This window comes from Acinetobacter sp. UBA6571 (assembly GCF_002434085.1).
In the GTDB taxonomy this organism is placed as follows: domain Bacteria; phylum Pseudomonadota; class Gammaproteobacteria; order Pseudomonadales; family Moraxellaceae; genus Acinetobacter; species Acinetobacter radioresistens.
This window is the reverse complement of record NZ_DJJJ01000052.1, coordinates 1-25,396: the sequence shown is the minus strand read 5'-3', so window position 1 is coordinate 25,396 and position 25,396 is coordinate 1. Positions and strand designations below refer to the sequence as shown.

Here is a 25,396-nt window from a genome sequence, read left to right as displayed (position 1 = left end):
TTAACAATGTCTTTTTAAAAGTTTGCTCTCCTTAATTAGTAGGTTACTACTAAACTCTCAGTGAGATTTAAACTATAATATTATTAAATATATGAGTTAACAGATAATAAACTACCAGAAGAAATAAAAAGATCCAGATTAAAAAAAACCATTTTTTAAAATGATAGAAAAATAAAATCTGTAAAAAAAATGCTGAAGTTATAATCAAGAAAAACCAGCTGATAATTCCTACAGAAACACCATTATCCAGACAGTTCAGATATAAAGAAACGCCCATAAAAATAAACGATAATATTTTTAAAGAAGAACGAGCATGATTAAAAGCCAGGAAGTTATTATTAAGTTTTTTCATTCCAATTTGACTGGTCATACAAAGCTGCATCATTGCAACAACTGCCCATAATATTGCAACCAAACTCATTTATTCACCTTACTCATTTGTATTTTTCTAAAATAATAACAAGCAGAAATATATCCTATAGCAATAAATATAAATACGAGGTCAACGCCTGCTATAGGCCATTGCTGATGTAACCATGTATTGAGGATGAAAGCTTGTGGAGAAAGAAATACAGGACTTAATACTGTTATCAATAAAATAAAAGCAGTGAATATAAAGGCTAAAATAATAGCTTTTTGCATTTTGATCAGCATCGGAATGATTAGAATTCCAATCCAGCTTATAAAAAATGTCAGTAACTCGTACTGAACTCGATGTTCAAGATTGGTTGGTAAAACACGGTTGGCCAAAAAATACATGGCTGTTGCAAATGGCAAGCCCAAGAAAGTGAAATAGTTAAGGTAACTCAGTATCTTATAACTTAATGTATGTTGCTGTTTAATCCGTTTCTTTTGCCATAATAAAGCTCCGGCGACCAGCATGATGCAACCAGCAAAACCTAAACTCGCCAACACCCATCTCATTGATTGACTGGCGTAATAACCCAAATGAATCCCATAGGTTGCCGAGCTGATTTGAGCGACAGGATGAAGATTCCTTTCATTATTTAGTTGCCTTCCAGTATTTGCTAAAAAAATAAATTGTGGATTATTGAAAGTAATTAATTTTTTATATCCATAGTCAAACGTAATTAAGGCTTCTGTAGTATTTGGATTTTTAACTTCAAATTTCTCCAGAGTAGTACCATTACTGCCCTGTTGAGGTAATTGACTGGAGAAGGTAGAGAATTCTTTTAAATGAATACCTGAATCTGCTGCCAGTTTTGGCGGATTGATATATTGTATTTCGTTATAAAATTTTTTTATTCCATTTTCGCCATATTGTTGATTGATTCCCCAAGGCATAAGCAGGTAAAAGAAAATCATGATGCCAGTAAAGGCCATAATTAAATAAAAAGGAAGTGTTACTACACCAGTAATATGATGTAAATCTAACAAGGTCCGCTGTCCCTTAAAACTCCGAAAGACAAAGAAATCTTTAAATATTTTTTTATGGGTCAATATCCCGCTGATCAATGCAATGAGAAATAGAATGCCTATAATGACTACGAGCGTTCTACCTACTACATCTGGTAAGGGATAAAGACTGTAATGTAATTTAAAAAAGAAGTCGCCTCCCAAACTTTCTCGGACCTCTTTTAAGATTAATCCTGTATTCGGATCTTGTATTTTATGGTACTTATTTGTTTTATCTTGCCACTCTAAAGTGTTAAAGGGCATTCGGGAATTCGCAAGATTCACCCGCCATCTTTTTGCTTCCAGGGCATGCATATTTAAATAATCATAAGCGACTTGGGCCGATTCAAAAGAAGGAGGAGGCTTTTTTAAATATAAAAAGATTTCAGGTTTAGACCAGAGGTTAATTTCAGTTCTAAAGTAGGCAATGGAGCCGGTAAAAAAGATTAAGAAACCTGACCATAGTACAACTATACCCAACCAGCTGTGCAAAGTTGCCTGTACCTGGCGAAACTGCATTTAATGTTCTCCTATTTTTTTATTATCCAATAGCCTAGCAACAAGACATAACTCAGATAATTTATTCTCTTTTGCCATCGCTTAGAGCGCAGACCAGGAACTAATACAATATAAAAAATGAGAAAAATAAAACCCAGGAGGGCAGAAAAATAGATATTTTCAGCTTTTGCGAAAGGTAAATAATCAGGTAAAACCCAAGATATCCATACGCTATAGGCATAAGCTGCCAAGCAGATATAAAAAATCTCTCTAATAGATAACCATTCTGATTTCTTTTTATCCATTGACGTTATCTTTCATGACATCTCAAGAAATGAAGAACTATCTGTTCTGCTATAGACTGCTACAGATAGTTCCTGGATAAGTATTAATAATTAATGGTATAGCTTAAGCCGAAAGTACGACCTTCAGCAGGAATCGCCAGTATAGGGTTATCATTAGTAACTGCTGCTTGTTGAGCAAATACGGTTTTGTATTGACGGTCCCACAGATTATAAAGACCAAAATCTACACGACCTTTAGCCATAGGAAAATGAGCCAAAACATCCATCGTGGTATAGCCTTTAATTTCGGCCGCACTATTGCTATCTGTTAGACCCGCCGCTTTTAATGCCTGGTCATCTTTATATGCTTTATCTGTACCTTTAATAGCTTGTATTTGTGCGCGCACACCATAGCCTTGCTCATTGCTCCACTCAGCAAATAGAGTACCTTTCGTCGGGGAAACTGCAAAAGCATTAAGTTCATGCCAGTTATTTGCAACATCTTTATATTGTCCCCGCGTATAACCCAAAGTACCACCGACCTTATAATTTTCTATAAATGGATAATTCACAGTTGCTTCTGCTCCATAAATGCGCTGATCGGTATCGACTACATTTACTGAACGGTCAGAATTGAACTGTACTACTTTATCAGAAGTGTTATAAAACCCCGTTAGAGCCAAGTTTATGCCATTATCCTGATTTAAGCGCCAACCCAGTTCATAGCTGTTAACTGTAATCGGTGCAATACCTGACGTCGTTAAGGTATAGGCAGCTACATCACGCAGTACCCGTTGTACATCAGGATAACTATAACCTTGTGAAAAGTTGGCATACACTTGCTGTATGTCCGTTAACTCATAAACTGCACCTAAATTGAACAGGAGCTTGTCAGAATCGGTAGAGTCAGCTGCCATTAATGTAATAGGTTTACGTGCAGTAAAATAACTGTCAGTATCCGCCTGAACATATTGATAACGTACACCTGCCTGAATATTTAAACGATCCGTAATGGCATAATCACCTTGTACAAATGTTCCAATATTCTGGATTCTTGTATCAGGTCCCGCACTTTCTTTTTTACCTGTAGGGGTATAAACCAAGCCATTATTACTAGGTTTATAGTAATCGGCCCACTGGTGGTCTTTTTCCCTGTCATAGTCCAGGCCATAGGTCAGCCTTAAAGCCCGGTCGGCTACCTGCAGATCAGATTGAACGGTAGAGCGAATTCCTGCATAGTCCACATTGGATTGACTTTGCTTTACGTCAACACCATCTTTTGAATAACCATATGGTACAAAACGTGCTTTTTCATTACGGTAATACGCTTCAATATTCAAAGTTTGTCCCAGGAAATCCTGATTTTGATATTGGGTATTAAAGGCATAGCGTTCTGTGAAAGGTTGTTTATCTAAACTCCATCCTTTAATGGCTTTATATGAAGGCTGTGTACCTTTTTGCAGATAGGAATAGTCAGGGCCATATTCGGTATCCTGTTCATCATTATAATATTGTGTACCAAAACTTAAGCTTTGCTGATCGGTTAAATTAAAGTTTAAACGGCCATTCACATCAAGCGTGTTAGTATCCATCGTGCTGCCCTGCCAAGGGCTTAACGGGATACGATTGCCTTTACCATCAAACTGCGAACCTCGGCTGGTATAATCTATACCTAAAAAACCGTCCATCTTGTCATTATTAAATGAAGCAGTTTGCCCCACTTGATAAGCTAGGCTATCGCGACGGAAATTGTCAGCCGATGTCAGGCCCAACTTGGTCTGAAAACTGAAATTTTTCGATTTATCTGCACGTTTAGTAATAATATTAATGATCCCGCCCGTTGCACCTGAACCATAAATACTGGTCGCACCTGAAACTACCTCAATATGATCAATCATATTTGGACTGATGCTGTTGAGCTGACGCGCTACGTCACGCGAACCTGTTTGTGAAACTCCATCGATCATGACCAATACATTACGACCACGCATGGTTTGTCCATAATTACTGGTTGTTCCACTACTTGGTGCCAGTGAGGGTACGAGTTGCGCTAAAACATCTGCAACTTTCCGGCTCGCTCCCGCCTGTTGAGCAATATCCTCACCCTGAATAGTCTGTACTGTACCCGCAATCTCAGCAATTGTTTTAGGTGTACGGGTAGCTGTGACCACAATAGGAGAAAGTTTCATTGTTTTATCTGAATTTTTCAGCTCTTTTAATTCAGAACCAGAATCTTCCGCATATAAAAGTGAGGAAATTGCTACAGTAAGAAAACACAGACTAAATTGAGATAGTCGCATTCTTAATCCCTTTATAAGAATATTAATATTGATGCAAATAATAATAATTATTATTATCAATGTAAATTTTTTGTTGCAATATTTACTATTTTTTCACTCAACTTTTTGAAGTTACTTTATCAACTAACCTGAATCGCTAAATTTTAGAATCCGGATTTTAAAAATGGTGAAAAAATAAATTGATAAGCCCAGTTAACAATTATTTATTTAAAAAAGATTTATATTCCCCACATTTTTCATAAAATTCTTCTCTGAAACAATAGTATAGAATGGCATTTTTCTCTGGCATCCTGATTTTTTTCTGCGCTTTAAAAGCAATATCTTGTGCAATGTATTCATAAGATCTGACACGCTCATCAGGTTCGCCAACAATTTTTTCTGCAGGCGAATTTTCAAAAATGAAATAAATTATCAGACGCATAACGGCTCTAAAATGCCCTTTTCCGACCACTTTTTTTTCACCTAATAGAATATGCCAACCTAAATCGTGATCTAATGCAGAGTAATACAATGATAATCTGTCTCGCTTGGCTTCATAAATCTCCAGATAGCCAATGTCCTCCCCTTCGATCTGAATAATGTAGAGCCGCTGATGGTCATCTACCTGCATTTTTTCAAAATATGCTGCCAGTTCCGATTCTGGCTTATTGAGTTGCCATTGTGGAATAACATGTAGTTCATGCATCCATTTATACAGGAGTGGAAAATCATCCGGTAAGCTTAAGGCCCGCAGTGCATAGCTGATACCTTTTTCCTGATAATTAAAGTGGTTTGGTAAGCAGGAGGATAAGGTCTTCATTAGATTATGTCTCTTTCTGAATTATTTCTGTGGTTTAGCTGGTGATAATAATCTTCAGGAGGATGTTGTTTAAAAAATTGATCACGTTTTTGCTGTTCGAGTAACTCTATATTTTGAAATTGGGCCACATATCTTTCTGCCATGTCAGGCTTTAAAATAAACACACCATCAGCATCTCCAACTATAAGGTCACCAGTGGAGATAACAGCATCAAAATAATAAATGGCCTGATCAAAATCGACCAGGCTTTCCCCTTCGGCTCTGGTAGTTAAACAACTGACCGCCTGGGCAAAAACCGGAACTTTCATGGTACGTAAGGCGCTGATATCGGTAACTGCACCCAACACCACAATTGCAGCCAGTTGATGGTAAATGGCAGCTCGATGACGCTGTTCGCCCCAACAGGCGCGATTACCGATGTTGCGCGCATCGATCACCAAGACATCACCCGCTTTACTGGCTAAGAGAGCCTCACGAATCTGCATAGCGTTAACAGAGTTTAAGGTGACTGTTCTGACCCTACCTGCTATCTGCTGAATTGAATTTACAGCATGAATACCAGGTAAATAGCCGGTATCTAAAATATGGCCGATCGTTGAACTGGAAATAGCGGAATAAGATTTTAATAAATTATCGGATAGTTCTAACATGAAGGTTGATCACTTTATGGGTGTTTATTTGCTAATGGGCAACTGCCGCAGTATTCATTTTCAGCTTCAGGAAGTTGAAAATAAAAGCAGCATTTTTTACGCTGATAATTTTCGAGACTGGATTGACTGCTGTGTTGCAAGAGTAAAAACGGATTGTGTTTTAAACCAAACCGTTCAGCCTCCAGATCGAGTAGAAACTGACGTTGCATGTCGCTCTTGTAAATGTCATCGGGATTTTTGCGCTGCATCAGGTCATAGAACTGTAAAATACGCAGAGCGGTATTTTCCCAAAGCAGAAACCGTTGTACTTTTGCTACCTGACCGATCACCTGAAAAATCTGATTGAGGTCATGAAAAATCTTCAACATAAATGCTTCATAACCAGAATTTTGAGTACTTAGAGCCGTTAGAGATAAACTTGAAGCCTTAAAATTCAAATGCTGGTCCCAAGACCACGTCGGTGCCATTTGCACTGAAAGTGCTGACAGCTGCCAAGATAAATTTAGCTGTTCAGTGAGCAGGGCATATAGATAAGGAAATAGCAGCGGAACAGCCCAATATTTTATGAACATTGAACCTGAACAGGTCAGGTTTAAGGCCTGAATACGGGACTGAAATTCACCCAATACCATTGCACAATGCCGGGGCTCTAATAAATCTGCAAAGCTCAATTCATTGTGCTCATGTAAATTTATGTGGATGTTAAGTTTTTCAGCCAATATCTTTCTGGCCTGTGCTAAACCTGGCTGTTCAAATTCCAGTGCAAAATCAATATTCATGACAGAGATATGGGAACGCACGTTTTAGAGACCCGTTTTATTCACTGTAATGAAAAGTGCGAAACTTTTTTTAAAATATTACAGGTTTCGCCGATGCTGCTGGGCATGCTCCCTACTCGATTCTGCTGCTCCAGCAATGGACGAATGAGCTGTTTATACGGCCACTGTGCTTTTTCGAATAGAAGGTTCTGTAACTCAGCCCTCGCCTCTGCACACAATGGGGTATGATTCAAAGCCTGCTGTAATTGTTGAGCTAATACGCGCCACAGTTTAAGTTCATCAATATGATAATATTCAGCAACTGCTTCTAAAATACTGGCCAGATTGACCTGTATGCCCAAGGTCTGTAAATACAGGATCAAGTCTTCGACAGCATCATGATAAAGCGTAATTCTAAAATCATGCGGGCTTAAATAGCATGGATCTTCCAGGCCGTGTTCTAGCAACCAAGGTAAATAGATCCGCACCGAATCATGGTCACGCAGCATAAAGCCTGAGAACTGCCCTTGATTAAGGACTATGCAGATATTTTGGCCATGAATTTCTCCCATGAGGCCTAAGCGGAATAAACGTAAATTCACCTCAAAAAAATCTTTGCACAAGGTTTTAAATGCATCAATGACATTAGTCTGGTTCGACTCAAGCTGTTGAGCCTTGAGAATCAGCTCAAACGGATAGATTTCTCCTTCAATGCAATGCCCTAAACTGGCCATTGGAATAAGCTGGTAGGGATGCTGCAATAATTCGGAAGGAATACGGCGCCGCTGAGCTGCCAGATGCATCGGCCGCTCTTCAAATAAAATAAGATTATCTGGTGTTAGATTTTCAGGTTGATGAGGTAAATACGCCCACCACTGGTTCTCATCACACAACCACAAGCGTTTTTTCAGTACATCATCTTTTTGTTTGGCAACCTGCAAAATTTTCTGGTTTTTTTGTCCATTAATCATTTTGACAATCGGTAAAAACCGTAGCGAGCCTAAAGATTTTACTGCTAATGGAAGCTTCAAACTATCTTGTGGTTTGGTCTCAGAAAGCAAACTTCTTAGCGAAGAACTGGCATACAGGTCAGCAGACTGAAATTGCAAGGGCACAATCACCTGCTCGTCAAGTTCTGGCTTAAACTGATCTGCCAGTACATGCTCAAACTGCCAGGCATGCATAGGTAAAACCAGATAATCATCACTCACCCCCTTCTGATTTAGCTCCTGCTGTAACTGTAAATTTTCTTCACTGCTCAAGAAAATTTTGGAGGGTTGATGAATTTTAAGCTGGGTCACGTCCTGTCCAAAGACCAGCTTTTCTTTTTTAATTGCTACCCAGTTCAAACGGATGGGCTGTGAAAATTCTGGGCTAAATTGCCGGTACTCATCATTGGAAAAACCCTCTTTGAGCTTGGCCAGTGGATGATAAGGACGGTCTCGAAGTGCAGCATACTGTTCTAGCTGAATAAATAATTCAGCAGGTTGATCTGATAACCATGTTTCAGAACATATCTGATGATGGTTACTGAGCTGGGTTTGTAGCAAGGTTAATTCCAGTTCGGCGCTTAAGTTTGCTAGCTTTGATTCCTCACAGCCTGAAAAATACTCCAAACGCCGCATAGCATTAAATAAGTCCAAAGCATTGCATAGACAAGTTTGAAAGCCTTGATCTGTCAGAACCTCTACCCGAAAACAGCACGCCAAGGGCTGAATTTGCCAGTCCTGTTTAATGGCTTTACGTACGGGCAACAGAATAAATTCGGCTACATGTGAGTTGAACAGAACAGCAAAATAGCTCTGATCTGTATACCCTTCAAATAATGAATCAAAACACTGGCCAAAACGGGCTTTTAATCGGGTTTTAGCCTGCTGCCGGGTGAAAATAGCCTGCTCGGAAATATAGCCTTCTACCAAAAAACTGTTTACCAGATCGACCAGAACCATTTGTGTGCTAACAGTAGGTGAAAACAACATCGTATTCATCTGATACACTCTTAAACTGATAGTTGACGAAATGCATGTAGTGGATTATTCACCAGACGTAGCTGTACTTTGCTATCACCAAACAGCCGTCTTTTGGTTAAAGATTCAATGCAAAACTGCGCTGCAAATACATCAAATTTTTCATATCTACTTTGATGCTGCGGGTATTTTTTCTGGAAGTGATGAATAATATCGGCCGCCTTTTGCCAGAATTGCTGTTCAGCTAACCCAATTTGCTGTTGCAGGGTGATCGCAATATCACTTAAAGCGACAAAAAATAGACAGGCACAACTAAAATCCCGAACTGCATTTAAATCATCGGTCAAAATAAAGGACATGCGATTGGCTTTGGCATGCTCTGCCGGCAAGGCATGTAATTTAGGACACTCATCTGGATGGGTGAGTTGGTCCGGATGAAAACGAACACCGTCATGAAAATCTTTTAAAATAATGCGGGTTGGCCAGCCATTCTGATGTAGCAGAATGATGTTTTGTCCATGTGACTCAGAGCCGATTCCTTCAGCATGCAATAAAAACAGAATAGGCTGGATCACCACGGAGAGGAATTGGGTCAGCCAGGCTTCAGTTCCATGTGCATCTAACCAGGGCTGAATCAGAAGTTGGCCATCGTTCTGGACATGACTGATGCCGTTCAGCGGAATGGCATCTTCCCCCGGCTTCAAATAGTGGTGAACGCTTTCACGCCACAGACTTCCAATCGTGCCATAAGCCTGTCTGGCATGAGATGTGGGAAGCTTGGTAAAGTCAACAGCAGTCGCATGTACTTCTCTTAAAATTGCAAAATCTAAAGAATGGGCAATCTCGCTCTTTTCGATCAGGCCTTGCAACCAGTCGGTAATTAACGGGCCATTCATAGCGGCATGCGAAGCCAGAATTCGTGAGCTTGAAGTATTGGTTAAACTCATCGAAAGTTTGATATAAGGCTTTTCTGGATGCTGTAAGTTGGTTAAGGTTCTTAATGATTGCTGCGCAATATAGGCATCAGTACCACGGCCTAAATACACCATTTTTTGTGCGGTTATTTCTTCAAAAAATGTATGGGCCAGGGTATTTTCCCACTGCCAGGGATGTACAGGCAGCCAAGTATATTCAGTAGCATCCAAGCCCTGCCTTACCAAAACCTGATTAAATATTTCTGTCTCTCCTTTAGTCAGCTGTTCATGTAAAAACTGATCTGCATCAATTGAGTGAGAGACATTCTCTGAACATAAAGAAGAATGTACAGCCAGCCAGACCAGATGGACCGGTTGTGCATACTCTACGCCATATTTCAAGTTATCTTGCAGGCTGAAGCCAACCCGGGACTTATAACACGGGTGATAGGGATGCCCCGCCATCAAATAGGTTTCAAGAACGTCATAGCTGTGCTGGACAGCAGGAAGCGAAAACGCATTTTGATACTGCTGCGATTGCACATCATGAATAAAAGTCCGTTTTAATTCATGAATAAAATCTTCTAGTTTTGCCCCATTTGGAATAGCCCGAACAATTTCATCAATCACCTGATTTAATTGTGCAACCGTTCTTTGCCCGGTATGGTCTTGGCGCATGACATCCTGATCATCCATACGCACCAAACCAAAACTCAAATAGTGTTTACCCGAGGCAATATACTCTACCGCCTGCTGGTTTCGATCCTGAGCACTAATGATAAAACATTCATTTTCTATTGTGGCTGCAATTACCTCTTCATAAATCAGTGCCTGAAATAACTGTTTAATAACTCGTTGCTCTACCTTTTTAATAGCAGCCTGATCGGGTTGTTGCCAAGCCAAGGTAGGTGTAAAAGTGGAATGGTTATTTTGTGCGAATGCTGTAGCTAAGTGACCCATAATTTTTCCTTGATTATTAATTTTAAACATGAAGTGTGGACTGTTTTGAATGTGGAAATTTCCATGCATAGGGCAAGCCTAATAGCATCATGCCGGCACAGAAGAAAAACAGTTCGCGAATTGCATACAGTTGTGCAATAGGCAGTTCATGGTTCAATAACAAATGCTGTGTACGAATTTGTAAATAAAGTGCAGCCATCACCACGGCGACAGCCGAACAGAGGCGCCGAAACAGATTATTGACAGCAGCCCCTTGCGTGACCAGCTCTGGATTATGTAGATGATTAAGCCCTGCGGTGGTCGCAGGCATATATGACAAGCCAAAACCCAGACCATGAATGATCATGCAAAAGATGAGCAAACTAATAGATAGACCGGCAGCCAGGCCCAGCCCTATAAAGGCGATTGCAGTTAGCAACAGGCCAAAACTGATCAGCCGTTTTGCACCGTGCTGATCTAGATATTTACCTGCGTGTCTGCTGCATAGACTGGTGGCTAAGGCACTACTCATCAGCAATAGGCCTGTCCAGATTGGACTTAGCTGAAGTGTATTCTGGACCAGTAATGGAATCAGTAGCAGGCTCATAAACAAGCCAACAGTATGTACAATCGAAATGATCAGACTGTAATTAAACTCACGGCTTTGAAATAAGGGCCAAGCAATAATCGTGCTGGTTCTTTTTCGGCTGAACCAAATAAAACCAAACCCGCTTAATCCACTTAAACCGAAGAGCCACCAGAATAAAGACTGGGAAAAATCTGCCCATTGCTTAATTGTGCTTAGCCCCAACAGTAACGAAATGATTGAAACCGCCAGCAAGCTAAAACCGAACCAGTCAAATTTCAAATTGCGAATAAGTGACTGCTTGGGCAAATATAACCATCCGATGGCCAATGCTGCTATAGCCAAGGGAACATTTAGCAGAAAAAGTACTTGCCAACTGAACCAGACCAGAAGCAGTGCACCCAACATCGGGCCACAGGCCAGAGTCAGCATGATCATTGCGCCCCATAGTCCCGTTGCACTACCACGTTGCTGTTTCGGTGTCACTGAAAAAATAATGCCCAGCGACAATGGAATCATCAATCCACTTGCAAAACCCTGTAAGGCCCGTACAGCCAATACTGTTTCAAAGCCAGAGGCAAATACACCGCAGACTGAACTCAACATAAAAATACTTAATGCAGATAAGTAGACTTGGCGCTGACCAAAGCGCTGGCTTAAAAAACCAGTTAACAGCAGGCTGAGGCTCATGGTTAAAAGAAAAACTACCACCACCCAGCTTACTGCTACTTCTGCAATCTGAAAATCCTGCATCAACTGGGGAATTGCCGGGTTAAAGCTACTATTATTGAGACTCACCGTTCCTGTTCCCAACATAACAGACAGCATGACCCAGCGTTGGGACAGGTCAGGATCCGAAACAGAACGGGAATCTGAATTTGATATTTCAGCCATGACAATTCCCCATTTATTTCATTGAATATTGAGGAAATAAATCTGCTACTTTTTTTGAAATCGGTGATGAAATCACATCTGTCCGAAAATTACTTTTGGCTATAGCAGGCATAGCAAACGAAGCTTCAGTTTCCTTAATCTGAAAATCCTGAAAACTTTGTCGGCCTTCAATTTCAAAATAAGTTTTACCTAAAATTTGATTAGCTATTTTTGCAGAACGAAAAGCTCCTAAACCCAAGTCAGGCGTCCCGACACCATGATGCTGCAAGTCCGTGTTCTGAACATAAATTTCCCCATCACCCTGATAATTGAGTTGATGGTTTTCATTAATTTCCCATTGATGCTGTGGATTTAAACCAATCTTAGAGCCAAGCTTATTTAAAAAGTCTAAAGATGGATATTGATAGCCCGTTGCAGCAATAACCGTACTGGCTTGTATATTTAAATTCTGCTGTTTCTGTATCTGTAAAAATTTAAGCTGAATATTTTTTCCATGAACCAGCTGGGCATTTTCAAGATGATAATGACCTGCCAGAGTGACATGTGTATCTACTGCTCCAATACTGCGCTGATAAAGCCGTTCATAAATGTCCCGGATAGTTTTGGCACTAATACCCTTGTACAGGTTGGCCTGAGTTGCAGGTAATGTCGTTTTTAAGTCTTGGGATAAATGATAAAAATAAGACATATAATCTGGACTAAAACTTTCCAGACCGAGCGGCGTATTTTCCATGGGAAAAAAGCCTGCTGAACGGGTGAGCCAATATAAATGAAATTTTGCTTGCCCGGTTTCAGGGTTAATCTGCCTGTCAAATAAGTCAATAAAGATTTCAGCAGCTGATTGACCCGAACCAATGAGCACCACATTGCCCGATAACTGCTGATCACCCTGATGTAGATAATTCGAGGAGTGCAGACAGTGTGGATGTTGCTCGGCTATCCGCTGTAATGGCTGGGGTAACTTGGGTGTTGTCCCTGTTCCCAACACCAGTTTTCGAGTTTGATGCACAGATAGCCGGCCTTTTTGTTCGGTAATAACCTGAAAACCACCTAAAATTGGCGCGATGTCGGTTACTCGGCTACCAAACTGCAAATGCTCTAATTGTTGAACGACCCACTGACAATAATGATTGTATTCTTGGCGTGGAATATATAAATTTTCCCGAAAATAGAACTTATATAGACGTTGATGGGCTTTTAAATAATTTAAAAAGCTATACGGGCTGGTCGGCTCGACCAGACTAACCAGATCCGCCATAAAAGGTACTTGCATCATGGCATTAGGTAGCTGTATGCCAGCATGCCAGTCAAAATCCTGACGTTTCTCGAAAAATTGGTATTTGAGTGAGCTCTGCTGATGAAGCAAGGCTGCCAGACTTAAATTGAAGGGTCCTAAGCCGATCCCGATAAAATCAAGCATATTCAGCCTCCACTACAGTCTGTACAACATACAGCGGGTTTTTAAGGTTGATGTAAATGGATTGCTGAGAAATATGGGCTTGTAATTCATCTAACTCATACAAACGCGTCATCAAATTACCTTTATAGGGGAAGGTTTCTTGATATAAAACAGTTTTTAATAAATTACTTTCCGGATATTTCTGGTAGGCCTGCATCAGACAGGATTGCAGCATTTCAATCAGTTTTTGCTCTTCAACTACTCCTGTTATACCAATGGCATTGATCAGACCGAATAAAGTATTACCAATAAAGTAATAACGGAAACGCTCATCCACTAAAGCTATTGGACAGACTGCTTGGCCATCTGTTGCCAGTGTCGGGAAACGTTCTAAAATTTCGCTGGCCAGTTCCTTGATATAATAGAATCCCTGATTGTCTCTAAACCAGACATTTTTAGGCATACCCTCTTCAAGCTCAATTAAAGTATTTTGCTGATGGGCCTCAAATGCCATACCAAATTCATGATACAACTCCATTAGTGGCAAAATCGTGATTTCCAGAAAACGCTCAAACCACTGCAAAGCAATATTGGCTTGGCTTTGACCAGTTTTTCGGGAAAGATTCGCAAAGATTTCGCTAAAACGGTTTCTAGCTTCAAAAGGATGGTCTTGGCAGAGTGAAGCAATACAGGTCACATTAGCATTTTCCTGGAATGGGTTTTCGCGCAAAATACAAATGGTTTCATCTAAAACCTGGCCGTTAACTTTTAAAGCCATCCAGGCCGGATCACTGATAGTTTTTAAATGTGGATGACGCTGCCTGAAACCGGAAAGACACTCATCATTCCACAATTTGTAGCTCAGCAAACCACGATGACATTCTTTATAAAGATTGATACGAATAGAGTTGGTTACGGCGACTGTCAGAGATGTTTTAAACATCCAGGGCGCCTGTTCGCTATATAAAGTACGTACCGAGGTGGTCGCTTTCATCTCCCAACCCAAGGCACCAAAATCAACCAGTCTGCCTTGATGTAAAAGCTGTTGATACCAGTCTTTATCTTTTAAGTAGCGGGCTTGCCATGGATGTAATGGTAATAACACATAATCAGGATACTCATCCATTTTGGCTTGATGATAGGCATTAAAAAATGGTGCAAGGTCCTGTTTTAATTGGTTAGAAATATCAGTTTTATGTGCATTGTCATGTACTACCTGATCTGGATGGATATACAGGAAATGCATCTTAAAAGTACTTTGGGTTTCTGGAGAATAAAGCTGCCAGTCATTTTGAACAAAACCCTGACGGCTCTTTGGTGAGGGATGCATACTATGCCCGAGAACCAGAGCTTGCTCACTTTGAATAAAGTTTTGCTGGACCTTAATTACGGCATCGATCTGCTCTTCACGGTAACTCAGAAATTGTTGCAGAGCCCCGCGGCTTTGAATCCAGCATTCAAGCAAAGATGAGGAATCTAATGCTTCATCATTTTTTTGAAAAATTAAATTTTCCAACAAGTTTGCTGCCAAATTGACCGGGCTCAGCTTCAGTATTTTCCCGCCTTGTTCTACCCACGGTAAAGCAGCGAAACGATGTCTGCCTACTTTGCTCACATAGGCAAGTGGCGCATATAAAAACCCGGAAACTGTTTGCAAAGGAATACACAATACGGTATTTCCCTGACTCTGATTTTGTAACTGTTGCGATTGTTCTGCGCTAGGAATAAAACGACCATTACCTGTTTCTTGTAGATATGCATTGACTAAATGTTGTAAAGCGATCTTATCCGTGAACGATCTCATCTTCATCACTCTATTAAGTAAAAATAGTGTGATGAGTAAAATATACTTATATAAATTAATTGTAAATGATAATTACTATTATTTACATTTTCATTTAATAGGGTACTAGTAATCAATATTGCATACATAGCTTTAAAAAAAGCTTCATTAAATTAAATATTTAAATAAAAATTTCTCTATAGATAAAAGAACAGATAAACTTATTGAGGAGTTATAGTGAAATAATTTAGGTTGGGATGACTAGCTGCTTTAGTATCCGAATATATTAATTTAGATGTTGAGTATGTAGCTGAAATCGACGTGAAAACAGCGGCAGCCTTAAGTCATAGTCAGCTCAATACAGAAGATTTGTCCCTATCAGTTACAAAGTTTTTATATTTTTTAGATGATAGTTTTTCTAGAAAATTACCTTATACCGCAAATGAATAAATATAAATTTATATATTAATTAAAAAAAAATCAAAAAATTATCAGAACATCTGTCTCTCGTATTGTATATAGCTTTAGGTATATTTTCCTGTAGCATGAATAACCATCCTCGCTATTTTATTTCCCTTTTTCAATATGATTTAAAATTGCACAATCTGCACTATTATCGCCAGTACAATAATTTGCTGATGTCTGTAAAAGATTAACCATTTCCTGAAATCTGGCGATTCTTTGTTTTAATTCATCGATATGTTTTAAAGCCAGTTGCTTAACCTCAGCACTTTGACGATCTGTATTTTTCCATAAGGAAACTAGTACTTTCATTTGCTCTGAGGAAAAGCCTAAATCTCTGGCATGTTTTATAAAAACCAAGGTTTTTAGATCACGTTCTGAATAAATCCGATAGCCAGAATCCGATCTTTTAGCAGGCTCAAGCAGACCAATCTGTTCATAATAACGGATCATTTTGGTTGAAATGCCTGATTGTTTCGAAGCTTGACCAATATTCATTTATTACCTCTGGCCTAAACAGGGTTTCAACCTTAATTTGATTTCCACCCTTATCAATATAGTTTATGTACTCACTTGCGGCGCATTGAAATATTTTAGGCGTAAGGCATTACCCAATACAAAAACAGAAGATAATGCCATGGCACCCGCTGCAAAGATGGGTGACAGTAAAATACCAAATGCAGGATACAATACCCCCGCCGCAATAGGGATCAAGGCAATATTATAAACAAACGCCCAAAACAGGTTTTGTCGAATGTTACTAATGGTTGCCTTACTTAATGCGATTGCATTGGGTACACCCTGTAAATTACCTGACATCAATATAACTTCTGCTGCCTCAATCGCCACATCGGTACCTGTGCCTATTGCCAAGCCAACATCAGCTTGGGCCAAGGCTGGCGCATCATTAATACCGTCTCCAACAAATGCTACCCGACCATATTGCTGTTGCAACTGACGTACTACCTCAACTTTTCCATCAGGCAGAACTTCAGCCACGACCTGATCTATATGTAAACGCGCAGCAATCGCCTGAGCAGTATGGCGATTATCACCTGTAATCATGGCTACCTTCAAACCCAACTGGTGTAAGGCATTAATGGCAGCATATGTGGTTTCCTTGATGGGGTCAGCAACAGCAATAATGGCTGCTAATTTATGGTTAATTGCCACATAGATTGGGGTTTTACCCTCTTGTCCCAAACGTGCTGCTTCCTGCTCAAAAGATGTAACATTAAGGTCCAACTGCTGCATGTAACGGTCAGCACCAATCTGGACACTCTGTCCTTCAACCTCTGCCTTAATGCCTGATCCTGTAACTGAATCAAAAGCTGTTACAGGCAACAGATTGATTTTTTGCTGCTCTGCAGCCTGAACAATTGCCAGTGCAATCGGGTGTTCAGATTTTGCTTCAACCGAGGCCACAATCTGTAGAACTTTCTTATGTTCAAAACTTTGCTGAACATGAAAATCGGTCAATAGTGGCTTACCTTCAGTCAGTGTACCTGTTTTATCTAATGCAACAACCTTAACTTCCTGTACAAGCTGAAGAGCCTCACCTTTACGGAATAACACACCCATTTCTGCACCGCGTCCTGTACCTACCATAATTGAGGTCGGGGTCGCTAGTCCCATTGCACAAGGGCAGGCAATAATCAATACTGCCACTGCATTCACCAAACTAAAAGTTAAGGCAGGTTCTGGACCGAAAATAAACCAGACAATAAAAGTCAGCGTAGCTAACAGCATTACCATTGGAACAAACCACATCGTGACTTTATCAACCAACATCTGAATAGGGAGTTTGGAGCCTTGAGCCTGCTCAACCATACGAATGATTTGTGCCAATACAGACGACTCGCCAATCGCAGTTGCCCGAATATTTAATGTTCCGTTCTGGTTGATTGTCCCGCCTACCACCTGATCTCCCGAATGTTTTTCTACAGGAACAGGCTCACCTGTAATCATGGACTCATCAATATAGCTTCGGCCTTCCACTACTTCCCCATCAACAGGCACACGTTCGCCAGGACGAATCTCAACAATCGTGTCAGTAGTCACCTCTGCAACTGGTACTTCTATCACCTGCCCATCACGGTAAATACGCGCTGTTTTAGCCTGCATTCCTATTAAATGTTGAATAGCCTGTGAAGTACGTCCTTTAGCCTTTGCCTCTAAATAGCGTCCTAATAAAATCAAGCTCACAATCACGGCTGCTGCCTCATAATAGACATGCACTGTGCCTTGAGGCAGTATTTCTGGAATAAAGGTTGCAACCAGTGAGAAACTATATGCAGCCAGCGTTCCAACAGCAACTAGAGAATTCATGTCTGGTGCCAAACGGAACAGGGCCGGAATTCCTTTCTGGTAAAAACGTCGGCCTGGAAATATGAGTACTAGTGTGGTTAGAACAAATTGAATCAGCCAGTTCGGTTGATGACCAATATATTCCATTACCCACATGTGAAAGGCTGGAATCATATGCGAACCCATTTCCAAAATGAAAACAGGCAGAGCTAAAATCAGGGAAAGAATTAAATCACGTTTAAGCTGTTGCTGTTCTGAGGCCTTTTTGCCCTGTTGTTCATTTTGATCTTGCTCAACCAGCTTGGCAGTGTAGCCAGCCTTTTGTACAGCCTGAATCAGATCATTAATCTGTAATTGAGTATTGCCTTGTACCCAAGCCCGTTCAGTTGCAAGATTGACATTGGCCTGTTGTACACCTATCACCTTTTTTAAGGCTTTTTCTACTCTTGCTACACAAGAGGCACAAGTCATCCCATCAATTTCAAGTTCTATGGGCTGCGTAGCACTAACTTCATAGCCAGCTCGCTCTACGGCTTTAGTCAATACCATAAGGTCTAAAGGCTCAGAAGAAGAAACCACGGCCTTTTCAGTGGCCAGATTAACCTGGGCACTTTCAACGCCCTCCACTTTCTTCAATGCCTTTTCCACACGCCCAACACAGGAAGCACAGGTCATACCGGTGATGGATAATGTTTCACGATAGGGAGAGGGTTTTATATTTTTTGAATCCATAACAACCTCTGTCATGACAATCTTTAAGGTGCAGCATACAGATTGACATCATGGTAAGGTCAAGCAAATTTTTTAAAAGAATACACTTGACCTTACCATCATGGAAAGGTTTAAACTTTGCTTGAAGTGATGTTCTATTTGGAGAAAATCCATGAAATTATTGATTGAAAATATGACTTGTGGGGGCTGCGCCCGTGGTGTGACTGCAACCATTCATGAAATAGACCCTAGTGCCAAAGTTGATATTGATTTAGCGACCAAGGTCGTCAGTGTAGAATCAACCGAAAGTATCGACAAGATTACAAATGCTTTAGCAGAAGATGGTTTTCCAGCAAAATCTCAATAAAATATTTGCTCACTTATCGCCTTATTTTTAGAAAAATAGGGCGATAAGGCCTAATAAAAACAAATATTTTTTATACTAAACAATAGATAAAGCAGTATCACGTCAATCAAGTTAATTTAGCGCTCAGGTTGTTTCCTGTTGTTTTTATTTATACTCCAATCAATACTTATATTGCGCAGTGTTTATTCTCTCTTCATTTTATCAAAAGATTTTTCAGCTTATCCAGATCAAATTCTTTAGTTGAATTAAGATATAACGTTCCTTTTGCTTCCTATCATCTTTTCAGAACTTGTAATCTTTTTTATTGCCTTAACTTTCCTGTTCTTTTATCAAAAATAACCTAGTCTTCAATTATTTTTATTAAATAAAACTTAATTACATCATTTAAGACAAATATTTTACTATTAGCTTTTAACATTTATTTTTACTCATCAATCATTTAATTTAGGAACAGTAAGCGCCTTGGAAATATAATCCCTTTACTCACTATACGCCTATGCGCACTTTGACTAGAGATATATTTACAAAGTTATATAAATTATTATTTTTATAGCATTAAATCAAAATTTTAACTCTCATCTTTCCTTAAATAACTCTTCACCCATCTTCACCAAGACTTTTTATTAGTATCACTCAATTTCATGTTATTTATGATACAAACTGACAGAGCATACTTTTTGTTGTTAATTTACGCACTCATATGAGCAATCCTTTTTGTGAATCTATATGGATTTGTTAATATGACACCCGTAGAGTGCCTTCGTACTCTCACATACTGTTGACTCAATTTTAATATAGAAGAAGATATACTTTTCTCTTCGTTCAGGTCAGGTACGCATCGAATTGGTTAGACAGCCAAAATTCCTAGAAAACTAAATTTATTTTATAAATTTAAGGATTTACATACATGAATAGCACAGAAATAATGGCTGACCTCTCCACCCATACACCTATGATGCAGCAGTACTTAAAAGTCAAAATGCAACATAACCATGCCTTGTTATTTTATCGTATGGGTGATTTTTATGAATTATTCTTTGATGATGCTCATAAGGCCACCAAACTTCTTGGAATTACCTTAACCCATCGCGGTAAAGCTAACGGCAACCCTATACCGATGGCGGGCGTACCTTATCATTCTGCAGAGGGCTATCTGGCGCGTCTGGTTAAAGCTGGCGAAACAGTCGCCATCTGTGAACAGGTGGGTGAAGTTACAGGCAAGGGTCCTGTAGAGCGTAAGGTTGTACGTATTTTAACACCAGGTACACTAACTGATGATGCTCTGTTAAGTTCTTATCAAAGCTCTAATCTGGTCGCCTTATATTTTCAGCAGAACCAAGTGGGTATCGCCTTACTGGATTTAAGCGCGGGTATCTTTAAAGTTCAACAGCAGGAATACAGAGCAGAACAATTGGCAATTGAACTTTCCCGTTTAATGCCAAGCGAAATTCTGGTCGATGAAGATCTCGTCGATGCCAATATTATTGAGCAAATCAAGAAACAGATTGATTGTCCAGTCACTAAACGTCCAAATGTTGATTTTAATTTAAATAATGCGCAAAAAACGTTATGCGACCAGTTTGCTGTGTCCACTTTGTCCGGTTTTGGTATTGATCATCTACCTCTAGCGAAGGCCGCCGCCGCCGCCCTCATTCACTATGCGAAAGAGACACAAAAAACGGCTCTGCCGCATATTCGGTCTATCCGTCTGGAACAGAGCAGTGATTTTATTGCGCTTGACCCGGTTACACGGCGCAATCTGGAAATTATTGATCCGTTGTTTGAGCATGGTACGTCATTATTTCATCTCATTAATGAGTGTCAGACTGCAATGGGCTCACGGTTACTCAGCCGCACCTTAATGCAGCCCATACGTGATACAGTCATTTTAGAAGCCCGGCTTGATGCCATTGAGCAACTGGTTAAGGGCTATCATGAAGCTCCTGTAAGGTTGGTTTTAAAAGAAATCAGTGATATCGAACGGGTATTAAGCCGTATTGCCTTAGGCACTGCACGTCCCCGTGATCTGGTACAGTTGCGTCAGGCATGTAGCCAAATCCCTTTTTTACGTCATGCATTACAGCCAGTAATTGATAGTAAAAAATCAAAAATGCTTCATCAGCTTTATCAGGAGCTCGGTGATTTTAAGGTCTTATCTGAACGCCTAAGTTCAGCAATTGTTGAAAATCCGCCAGTATTATTACGTGACGGCAATGTAATAGCCGAAGGGTTTGATCATGAGTTAGATGAGCTACGTAAAATTCGTGACCATGCCGGCCAGTTTCTGATCGACCTGGAAATTCAGGAACGTGAGCAGACAGGTATTTCTACGCTTAAGATTGGTTATAACCGGGTCAGCGGCTATTACATTGAACTTACCCGTGCACAGGCAGAGCAGGCACCCGAGCATTATATTCGTCGTCAGACCCTAAAGAATGCTGAGCGTTACATCACCCCAGAACTTAAAAGCTTTGAAGATAAAGTACTTTCTAGCGAATCGCGTGCTTTGGCACGTGAGAAACTCCTGTTTGAATTAATACTTGAAGAACTGCGTCAGGATATTGCCAGTCTGCAAGTTATGAGCAGTGCTATAGCCCAGATAGACCTGCTGGCCAACTTTGCCTATCAGGCCCGCTTAAAAAGCTGGAACCGCCCGGAGTTTTCACCTGAAGTTGGGATCAAGATTATAGCTGGACGTCATCCAGTCGTAGAAAGTTTAAGTAAAACCCCTTATACCCCAAATGATACTTCTCTGGATTTTAATCATCGCATGGCGATTATTACTGGTCCGAATATGGGAGGTAAATCAACTTTCATGCGCCAAACTGCGCTAATCAGCCTGTTGGCATATTGCGGCAGTTTCGTACCGGCACAGTCTGCACGACTCGGACCAATTGACCGGATTTTTACTCGCATCGGTTCAGCAGATGATTTGTCATCGGGTAAATCCACTTTCATGGTAGAGATGACAGAAACCTCTCAGATTCTGCATCACGCTACCAGTCAGTCTTTAGTGCTTATGGACGAAGTTGGCCGTGGAACCAGCACTTATGATGGACTGTCTTTAGCATGGGCCTGTGTACTGGACTTAACCAAACGTATTAAATGCCTGTGTCTGTTTGCTACCCACTATTTTGAGTTAACCGAGCTTGGCCAGGAAGCTGGTATAGATAACTATCATGTAACAGCCAAAGAAATGAATGGCAATCTGATTCTTCTACACAAGGTACAGCCTGGACCAGCAAGCCAGAGTCACGGTTTACAAGTAGCTAAACTTGCGGGTATCCCCGCCAGTGTAATTAAAGAAGCACAAAAACGCCTCAAAATTCTGGAAAAGCAGCAGCAACAGCATTTACAGACAGTGGTACAAAATGATCTGTTTGATGTAATTCCCCTCGTAGTTTCTCCTGTCACGGAGACGATAACTGAGGTTGAAAAAACTTCTCCTGTACTAGAGTCTTTAGAACAGCTTGATATCGATAGTCTTTCTCCACGGGAAGCTTTGGCTCAGCTCTATAAACTCAAAGATCAGCTTGAGCAGACGATGAGTAAAGGCTAAAAACAGGCCACAAATCTGAATATAAAAATCGCACTATTCAGTGCGATTTTTATATATTGCTGTTTCTACCTGCATTCTGTACAGCTTATCTATTTTCAAGTCTATAATTTATAAAATTAAATTTATCTTTATCTCGTTATAAGATAAATGCAGACATCTTTATGCAGATAAGACCAAGAATCTTGGGTTCTATTTCCAGATTATTTTTTTACACTCCTTGAGTTGACCACTTAAACAGTATAATTGATCAGGAATTTAAACTTCTCTCATAAATCTTAACTTCTATTACAACAATCAATCCTGAGCTTGGAATCAGTAATAGATTTTCAAGCTACAATAAAGTAACTCGGCCAAGAATTAATCTTAAAAAATATTGGTATAAATAAGGCATTATTTTTTATAGATCTTACTGTTCATTTTTAGACGAAATTTACTCCTGTACTCTTTATTGGTAGTTATGCTCTTGTTTTTGAATTGCTATTTTTATGAAATTTTTCAAGAAATATAGAACTGTTTTGCTTAGTACTGTTTAAATATCAATATTCTAATTGTATTTCATGCATATAAATAACAAATATCAATAAAAGGAATTGTTAGTAGAGTAGATTTTTGCCTAAAATAGCGCATTACTCATTAGAACCGTATTTTTAGGTAGCTGTCGCCATGACCTTTGTTGTCACTGAAAACTGTATTAAATGTAAATATCAAGACTGTGTAGAAGTTTGCCCGGTAGACTGCTTCTATGAAGGTCCGAATTTCCTGGTTATTAATCCTGATGAATGTATTGACTGTGCTCTGTGTGAACCAGAATGCCCAGCTAATGCAATTTTCTCTGAGGATGAACTTCCAGAAGGTCAGGAAGTGTTTATCGAACTTAATGCAGACCTTTCACAAAAATGGCCAAACATTACTCAAATTGGTGAACAGCCAGCAGACCGTGAAGAGTGGAATGGCAAACCGGACAAGCTCCAGTATCTTGAGAAATAAAATGAGAAAAGATCAGCATAAGCTGATCTTTTTTTATACTCAAATTAAACATTAGATTGCAATTTTTCCCATTTTTCCCGACATTTTTGAATTAGAATAGATATCCAATTTATAAGTAATTGATTTTTCGATGAAGCATTTATTGAAAGGTATAATGGCAATTGGCATTATGCCTTTGGTGATGAGTGGTTGTGTTACTGCGCCGCAACAAGGCAATATGGCCCATCCACAAGGAAAACGTATTTTTATACCACAGGAACGCGTGATTATTGAACGTCCGATTCCACCTAAAGTTGTTCCTAATTCTTACCAAACCTGGCTTGCTTCAGGCGATAATCTTAGACGTGTGCGCGAGTATGAACAGTTTCTGGAACGCAATAACGTCGGCAATATTATCCCCAGCTTTGAACTCATGCGTACTGCCCGTGACTGGCAAAAATGTGGCCGCTCACAATATGCCATCCCAAATCGTGAATTATGGAATAACCAGCTGGCAACCATACGTATATTTAAATACCTGGTAGCGTCTAAAATTCTGACCGATTTTGAAGTGACTTCAGTCTATCGGGATTTACCTTTAAATCAATGTGCTGGTGGGGCCAATTCTTCACGCCATTTGTTCAATTCAGCTATAGATTTTCGTATAGGGCCAGAGTTTCCTCAACCTGAAGATTATGCTTTCATTGAAAATACCAAATTTAAATTATGCCAATTCTGGTCTCAGCATGGGCAAAGCTTTAATATGGGTCTTGGCCTGTATGCCTCTGGACAAATTCACATTGATACTCATGGTTACCGTACTTGGGGACCAGATCTGACCCGTAACAGTTCAATGTGTCATTTCTAATTGAATTTCTGTCAGATACAGGAGGCTTATGCCTCCTTTTTTACAATCAGAAATTGTAGAAAAAACCAGCGAATCTTTTTAGGGTAAATTGAACTCTGACTAGAAAGGCTTACAATTGCCTCAATGAAAATACAGGTGATCAAATTATGCAGCAGATGTGGACAGAGGTTGACCAATTTATTGATTCACATTTAATTCCCGATGATCGATGTTTAGGACGAACTGTAGATAATACAGCACGTCGAGGTCTGCCTGAACATCTGGCAGTTGCCCCTAATCAGGGAATGCTTCTGCAAATGTTGATCCAGATGAACAATTGCAAGCGAATTCTGGAACTGGGTACTTTTGCTGCTTATAGTACAGTCTGGTTAGCCAGAGCACTGGGTGATGAAGGTTATGTGCTTACTATCGAAGGCCGTGAAGCTCATGCTGCTGTCGCACAGGAAAATATCGAGCATTCCGGACTGGCTGCTCAAATTGATTTAAAAGTTGGACGTGCTGCTGATATTTTAAATGAATTAATTAAACAGAATGCCGAACCTTTTGATTTTATTTTTATCGATGCCGACAAACAGAGTTATTCTGAATACCTGGAATTAAGCTTGAACCTTTCACGTTCAGGAACTTTAATTTTCATGGACAATGTCATACGTGCCGGTGAAATCATCAATCCTGAAAATAAAAAACCAAGTATTGAGGGTATCCGCGATTTGTTTGAGGCCTTAAAAGGTCATCCTCGACTTCTATCTTCTACAGCTCTACAAACAGTCGGAAGTAAAGGTCACGATGGGTTTGCATTAGCTATTGTAAAATAAAAACTCAAAAGCATAAAAAACAATCACTATAAAAATATTTTTAAATTTCATTATTTTACATATACTGTCCATATAGTTATCCACAGTAATTGCGGATAACTATATGGACTTTTTTAATACTATTTAAAACTTTACAACTTATTCTAAATATATT

The 25,396-nt window shown here is 39.8% G+C and carries 19 protein-coding genes; 5 read left to right on the top strand and 14 right to left on the bottom strand.

What is annotated here, in order from left to right; translation table 11 throughout:
- Positions 1-67 precede the first annotated feature (67 nt).
- The 14 genes from B3X18_RS09865 to B3X18_RS09800 form a co-directional block, all read right to left on the bottom strand.
- Positions 68-421, bottom strand: coding sequence for a hypothetical protein (locus B3X18_RS09865; RefSeq protein ID WP_005406411.1), 354 nt, complete (start codon positions 419-421; stop codon positions 68-70).
- Positions 418-1,935, bottom strand: coding sequence for a PepSY-associated TM helix domain-containing protein (locus B3X18_RS09860; protein WP_005026558.1), 1,518 nt, complete (start codon positions 1,933-1,935; stop codon positions 418-420). The genes B3X18_RS09865 and B3X18_RS09860 overlap by 4 nt, the downstream gene beginning before the upstream one ends.
- Before the next feature lie 11 nt (positions 1,936-1,946).
- Positions 1,947-2,219: a hypothetical protein gene (locus B3X18_RS09855; protein ID WP_005019738.1), complete on the bottom strand. Its 273-nt coding sequence runs from the start codon at positions 2,217-2,219 to the stop codon at positions 1,947-1,949.
- 83 nt (positions 2,220-2,302) lie between these two features.
- Complete coding sequence (locus B3X18_RS09850) at positions 2,303-4,498, bottom strand: TonB-dependent receptor (protein WP_017401178.1); 2,196 nt, start codon at positions 4,496-4,498, stop codon at positions 2,303-2,305.
- Positions 4,499-4,697: 199 nt separating this feature from the next.
- Positions 4,698-5,297 (bottom strand): GNAT family N-acetyltransferase, encoded by a 600-nt coding sequence (locus tag B3X18_RS09845; RefSeq protein WP_005026562.1) that lies wholly within the window; start codon positions 5,295-5,297, stop codon positions 4,698-4,700.
- Positions 5,297-5,947, bottom strand: coding sequence for an RraA family protein (locus B3X18_RS09840; RefSeq protein ID WP_005026564.1), 651 nt, complete (start codon positions 5,945-5,947; stop codon positions 5,297-5,299). Before B3X18_RS09840 ends, B3X18_RS09845 begins: the two co-directional genes overlap by 1 nt.
- Before the next feature lie 14 nt (positions 5,948-5,961).
- Positions 5,962-6,726, bottom strand: a complete 765-nt coding sequence (locus tag B3X18_RS09835) for a (2Fe-2S)-binding protein (RefSeq protein WP_005026566.1) — start codon at positions 6,724-6,726, stop codon at positions 5,962-5,964.
- Between the two features lie 41 nt (positions 6,727-6,767).
- Positions 6,768-8,693 (bottom strand): IucA/IucC family protein, encoded by a 1,926-nt coding sequence (locus B3X18_RS09830; RefSeq protein WP_005026568.1) that lies wholly within the window; start codon positions 8,691-8,693, stop codon positions 6,768-6,770.
- A gap of 11 nt (positions 8,694-8,704) precedes the next feature.
- Positions 8,705-10,546 (bottom strand): IucA/IucC family protein, encoded by a 1,842-nt coding sequence (locus B3X18_RS09825; protein ID WP_005026570.1) that lies wholly within the window; start codon positions 10,544-10,546, stop codon positions 8,705-8,707.
- Positions 10,547-10,568: 22 nt separating this feature from the next.
- The gene (locus B3X18_RS09820) at positions 10,569-12,005 is read right to left on the bottom strand and encodes an MFS transporter (protein ID WP_005026572.1); all 1,437 of its coding nucleotides are present in this window, start codon (positions 12,003-12,005) and stop codon (positions 10,569-10,571) included.
- A gap of 13 nt (positions 12,006-12,018) precedes the next feature.
- Positions 12,019-13,425, bottom strand: a complete 1,407-nt coding sequence (locus tag B3X18_RS09815) for a lysine N(6)-hydroxylase/L-ornithine N(5)-oxygenase family protein (protein WP_005026573.1) — start codon at positions 13,423-13,425, stop codon at positions 12,019-12,021.
- Positions 13,418-15,208 (bottom strand): IucA/IucC family protein, encoded by a 1,791-nt coding sequence (locus tag B3X18_RS09810; protein ID WP_005026574.1) that lies wholly within the window; start codon positions 15,206-15,208, stop codon positions 13,418-13,420. The genes B3X18_RS09815 and B3X18_RS09810 overlap by 8 nt, the downstream gene beginning before the upstream one ends.
- A gap of 546 nt (positions 15,209-15,754) precedes the next feature.
- Positions 15,755-16,147, bottom strand: a complete 393-nt coding sequence (gene cueR, locus B3X18_RS09805; protein WP_034670677.1) for a Cu(I)-responsive transcriptional regulator — start codon at positions 16,145-16,147, stop codon at positions 15,755-15,757.
- Positions 16,148-16,210: 63 nt separating this feature from the next.
- Positions 16,211-18,688: a heavy metal translocating P-type ATPase gene (locus B3X18_RS09800; RefSeq protein WP_005026577.1), complete on the bottom strand. Its 2,478-nt coding sequence runs from the start codon at positions 18,686-18,688 to the stop codon at positions 16,211-16,213.
- 151 nt (positions 18,689-18,839) lie between these two features.
- On the opposite strand from B3X18_RS09800, the gene B3X18_RS09795 reads away from it, so the two are divergent.
- The 5 genes from B3X18_RS09795 to B3X18_RS09775 all read left to right on the top strand — a co-directional run bounded on the left by B3X18_RS09795 (position 18,840) and on the right by B3X18_RS09775 (position 25,242).
- Positions 18,840-19,034: a heavy-metal-associated domain-containing protein gene (locus B3X18_RS09795; protein WP_005026579.1), complete on the top strand. Its 195-nt coding sequence runs from the start codon at positions 18,840-18,842 to the stop codon at positions 19,032-19,034.
- A 907-nt stretch (positions 19,035-19,941) separates the two neighbouring features.
- Positions 19,942-22,593, top strand: coding sequence for a DNA mismatch repair protein MutS (gene mutS / locus B3X18_RS09790; protein ID WP_017401174.1), 2,652 nt, complete (start codon positions 19,942-19,944; stop codon positions 22,591-22,593).
- 663 nt (positions 22,594-23,256) lie between these two features.
- Positions 23,257-23,580: a ferredoxin FdxA gene (gene fdxA, locus B3X18_RS09785; protein ID WP_005019709.1), complete on the top strand. Its 324-nt coding sequence runs from the start codon at positions 23,257-23,259 to the stop codon at positions 23,578-23,580.
- Between the two features lie 130 nt (positions 23,581-23,710).
- Entirely contained in the window at positions 23,711-24,427 is a 717-nt protein-coding gene (locus B3X18_RS09780) for a D-Ala-D-Ala carboxypeptidase family metallohydrolase (RefSeq protein ID WP_005026581.1), read from the top strand.
- Between the two features lie 146 nt (positions 24,428-24,573).
- Positions 24,574-25,242 carry an O-methyltransferase gene (locus B3X18_RS09775; RefSeq protein ID WP_005026590.1) on the top strand — a complete coding sequence of 223 codons (669 nt, stop codon included), beginning with the start codon at positions 24,574-24,576 and terminating at the stop codon, positions 25,240-25,242.
- Positions 25,243-25,396 lie beyond the last annotated feature (154 nt).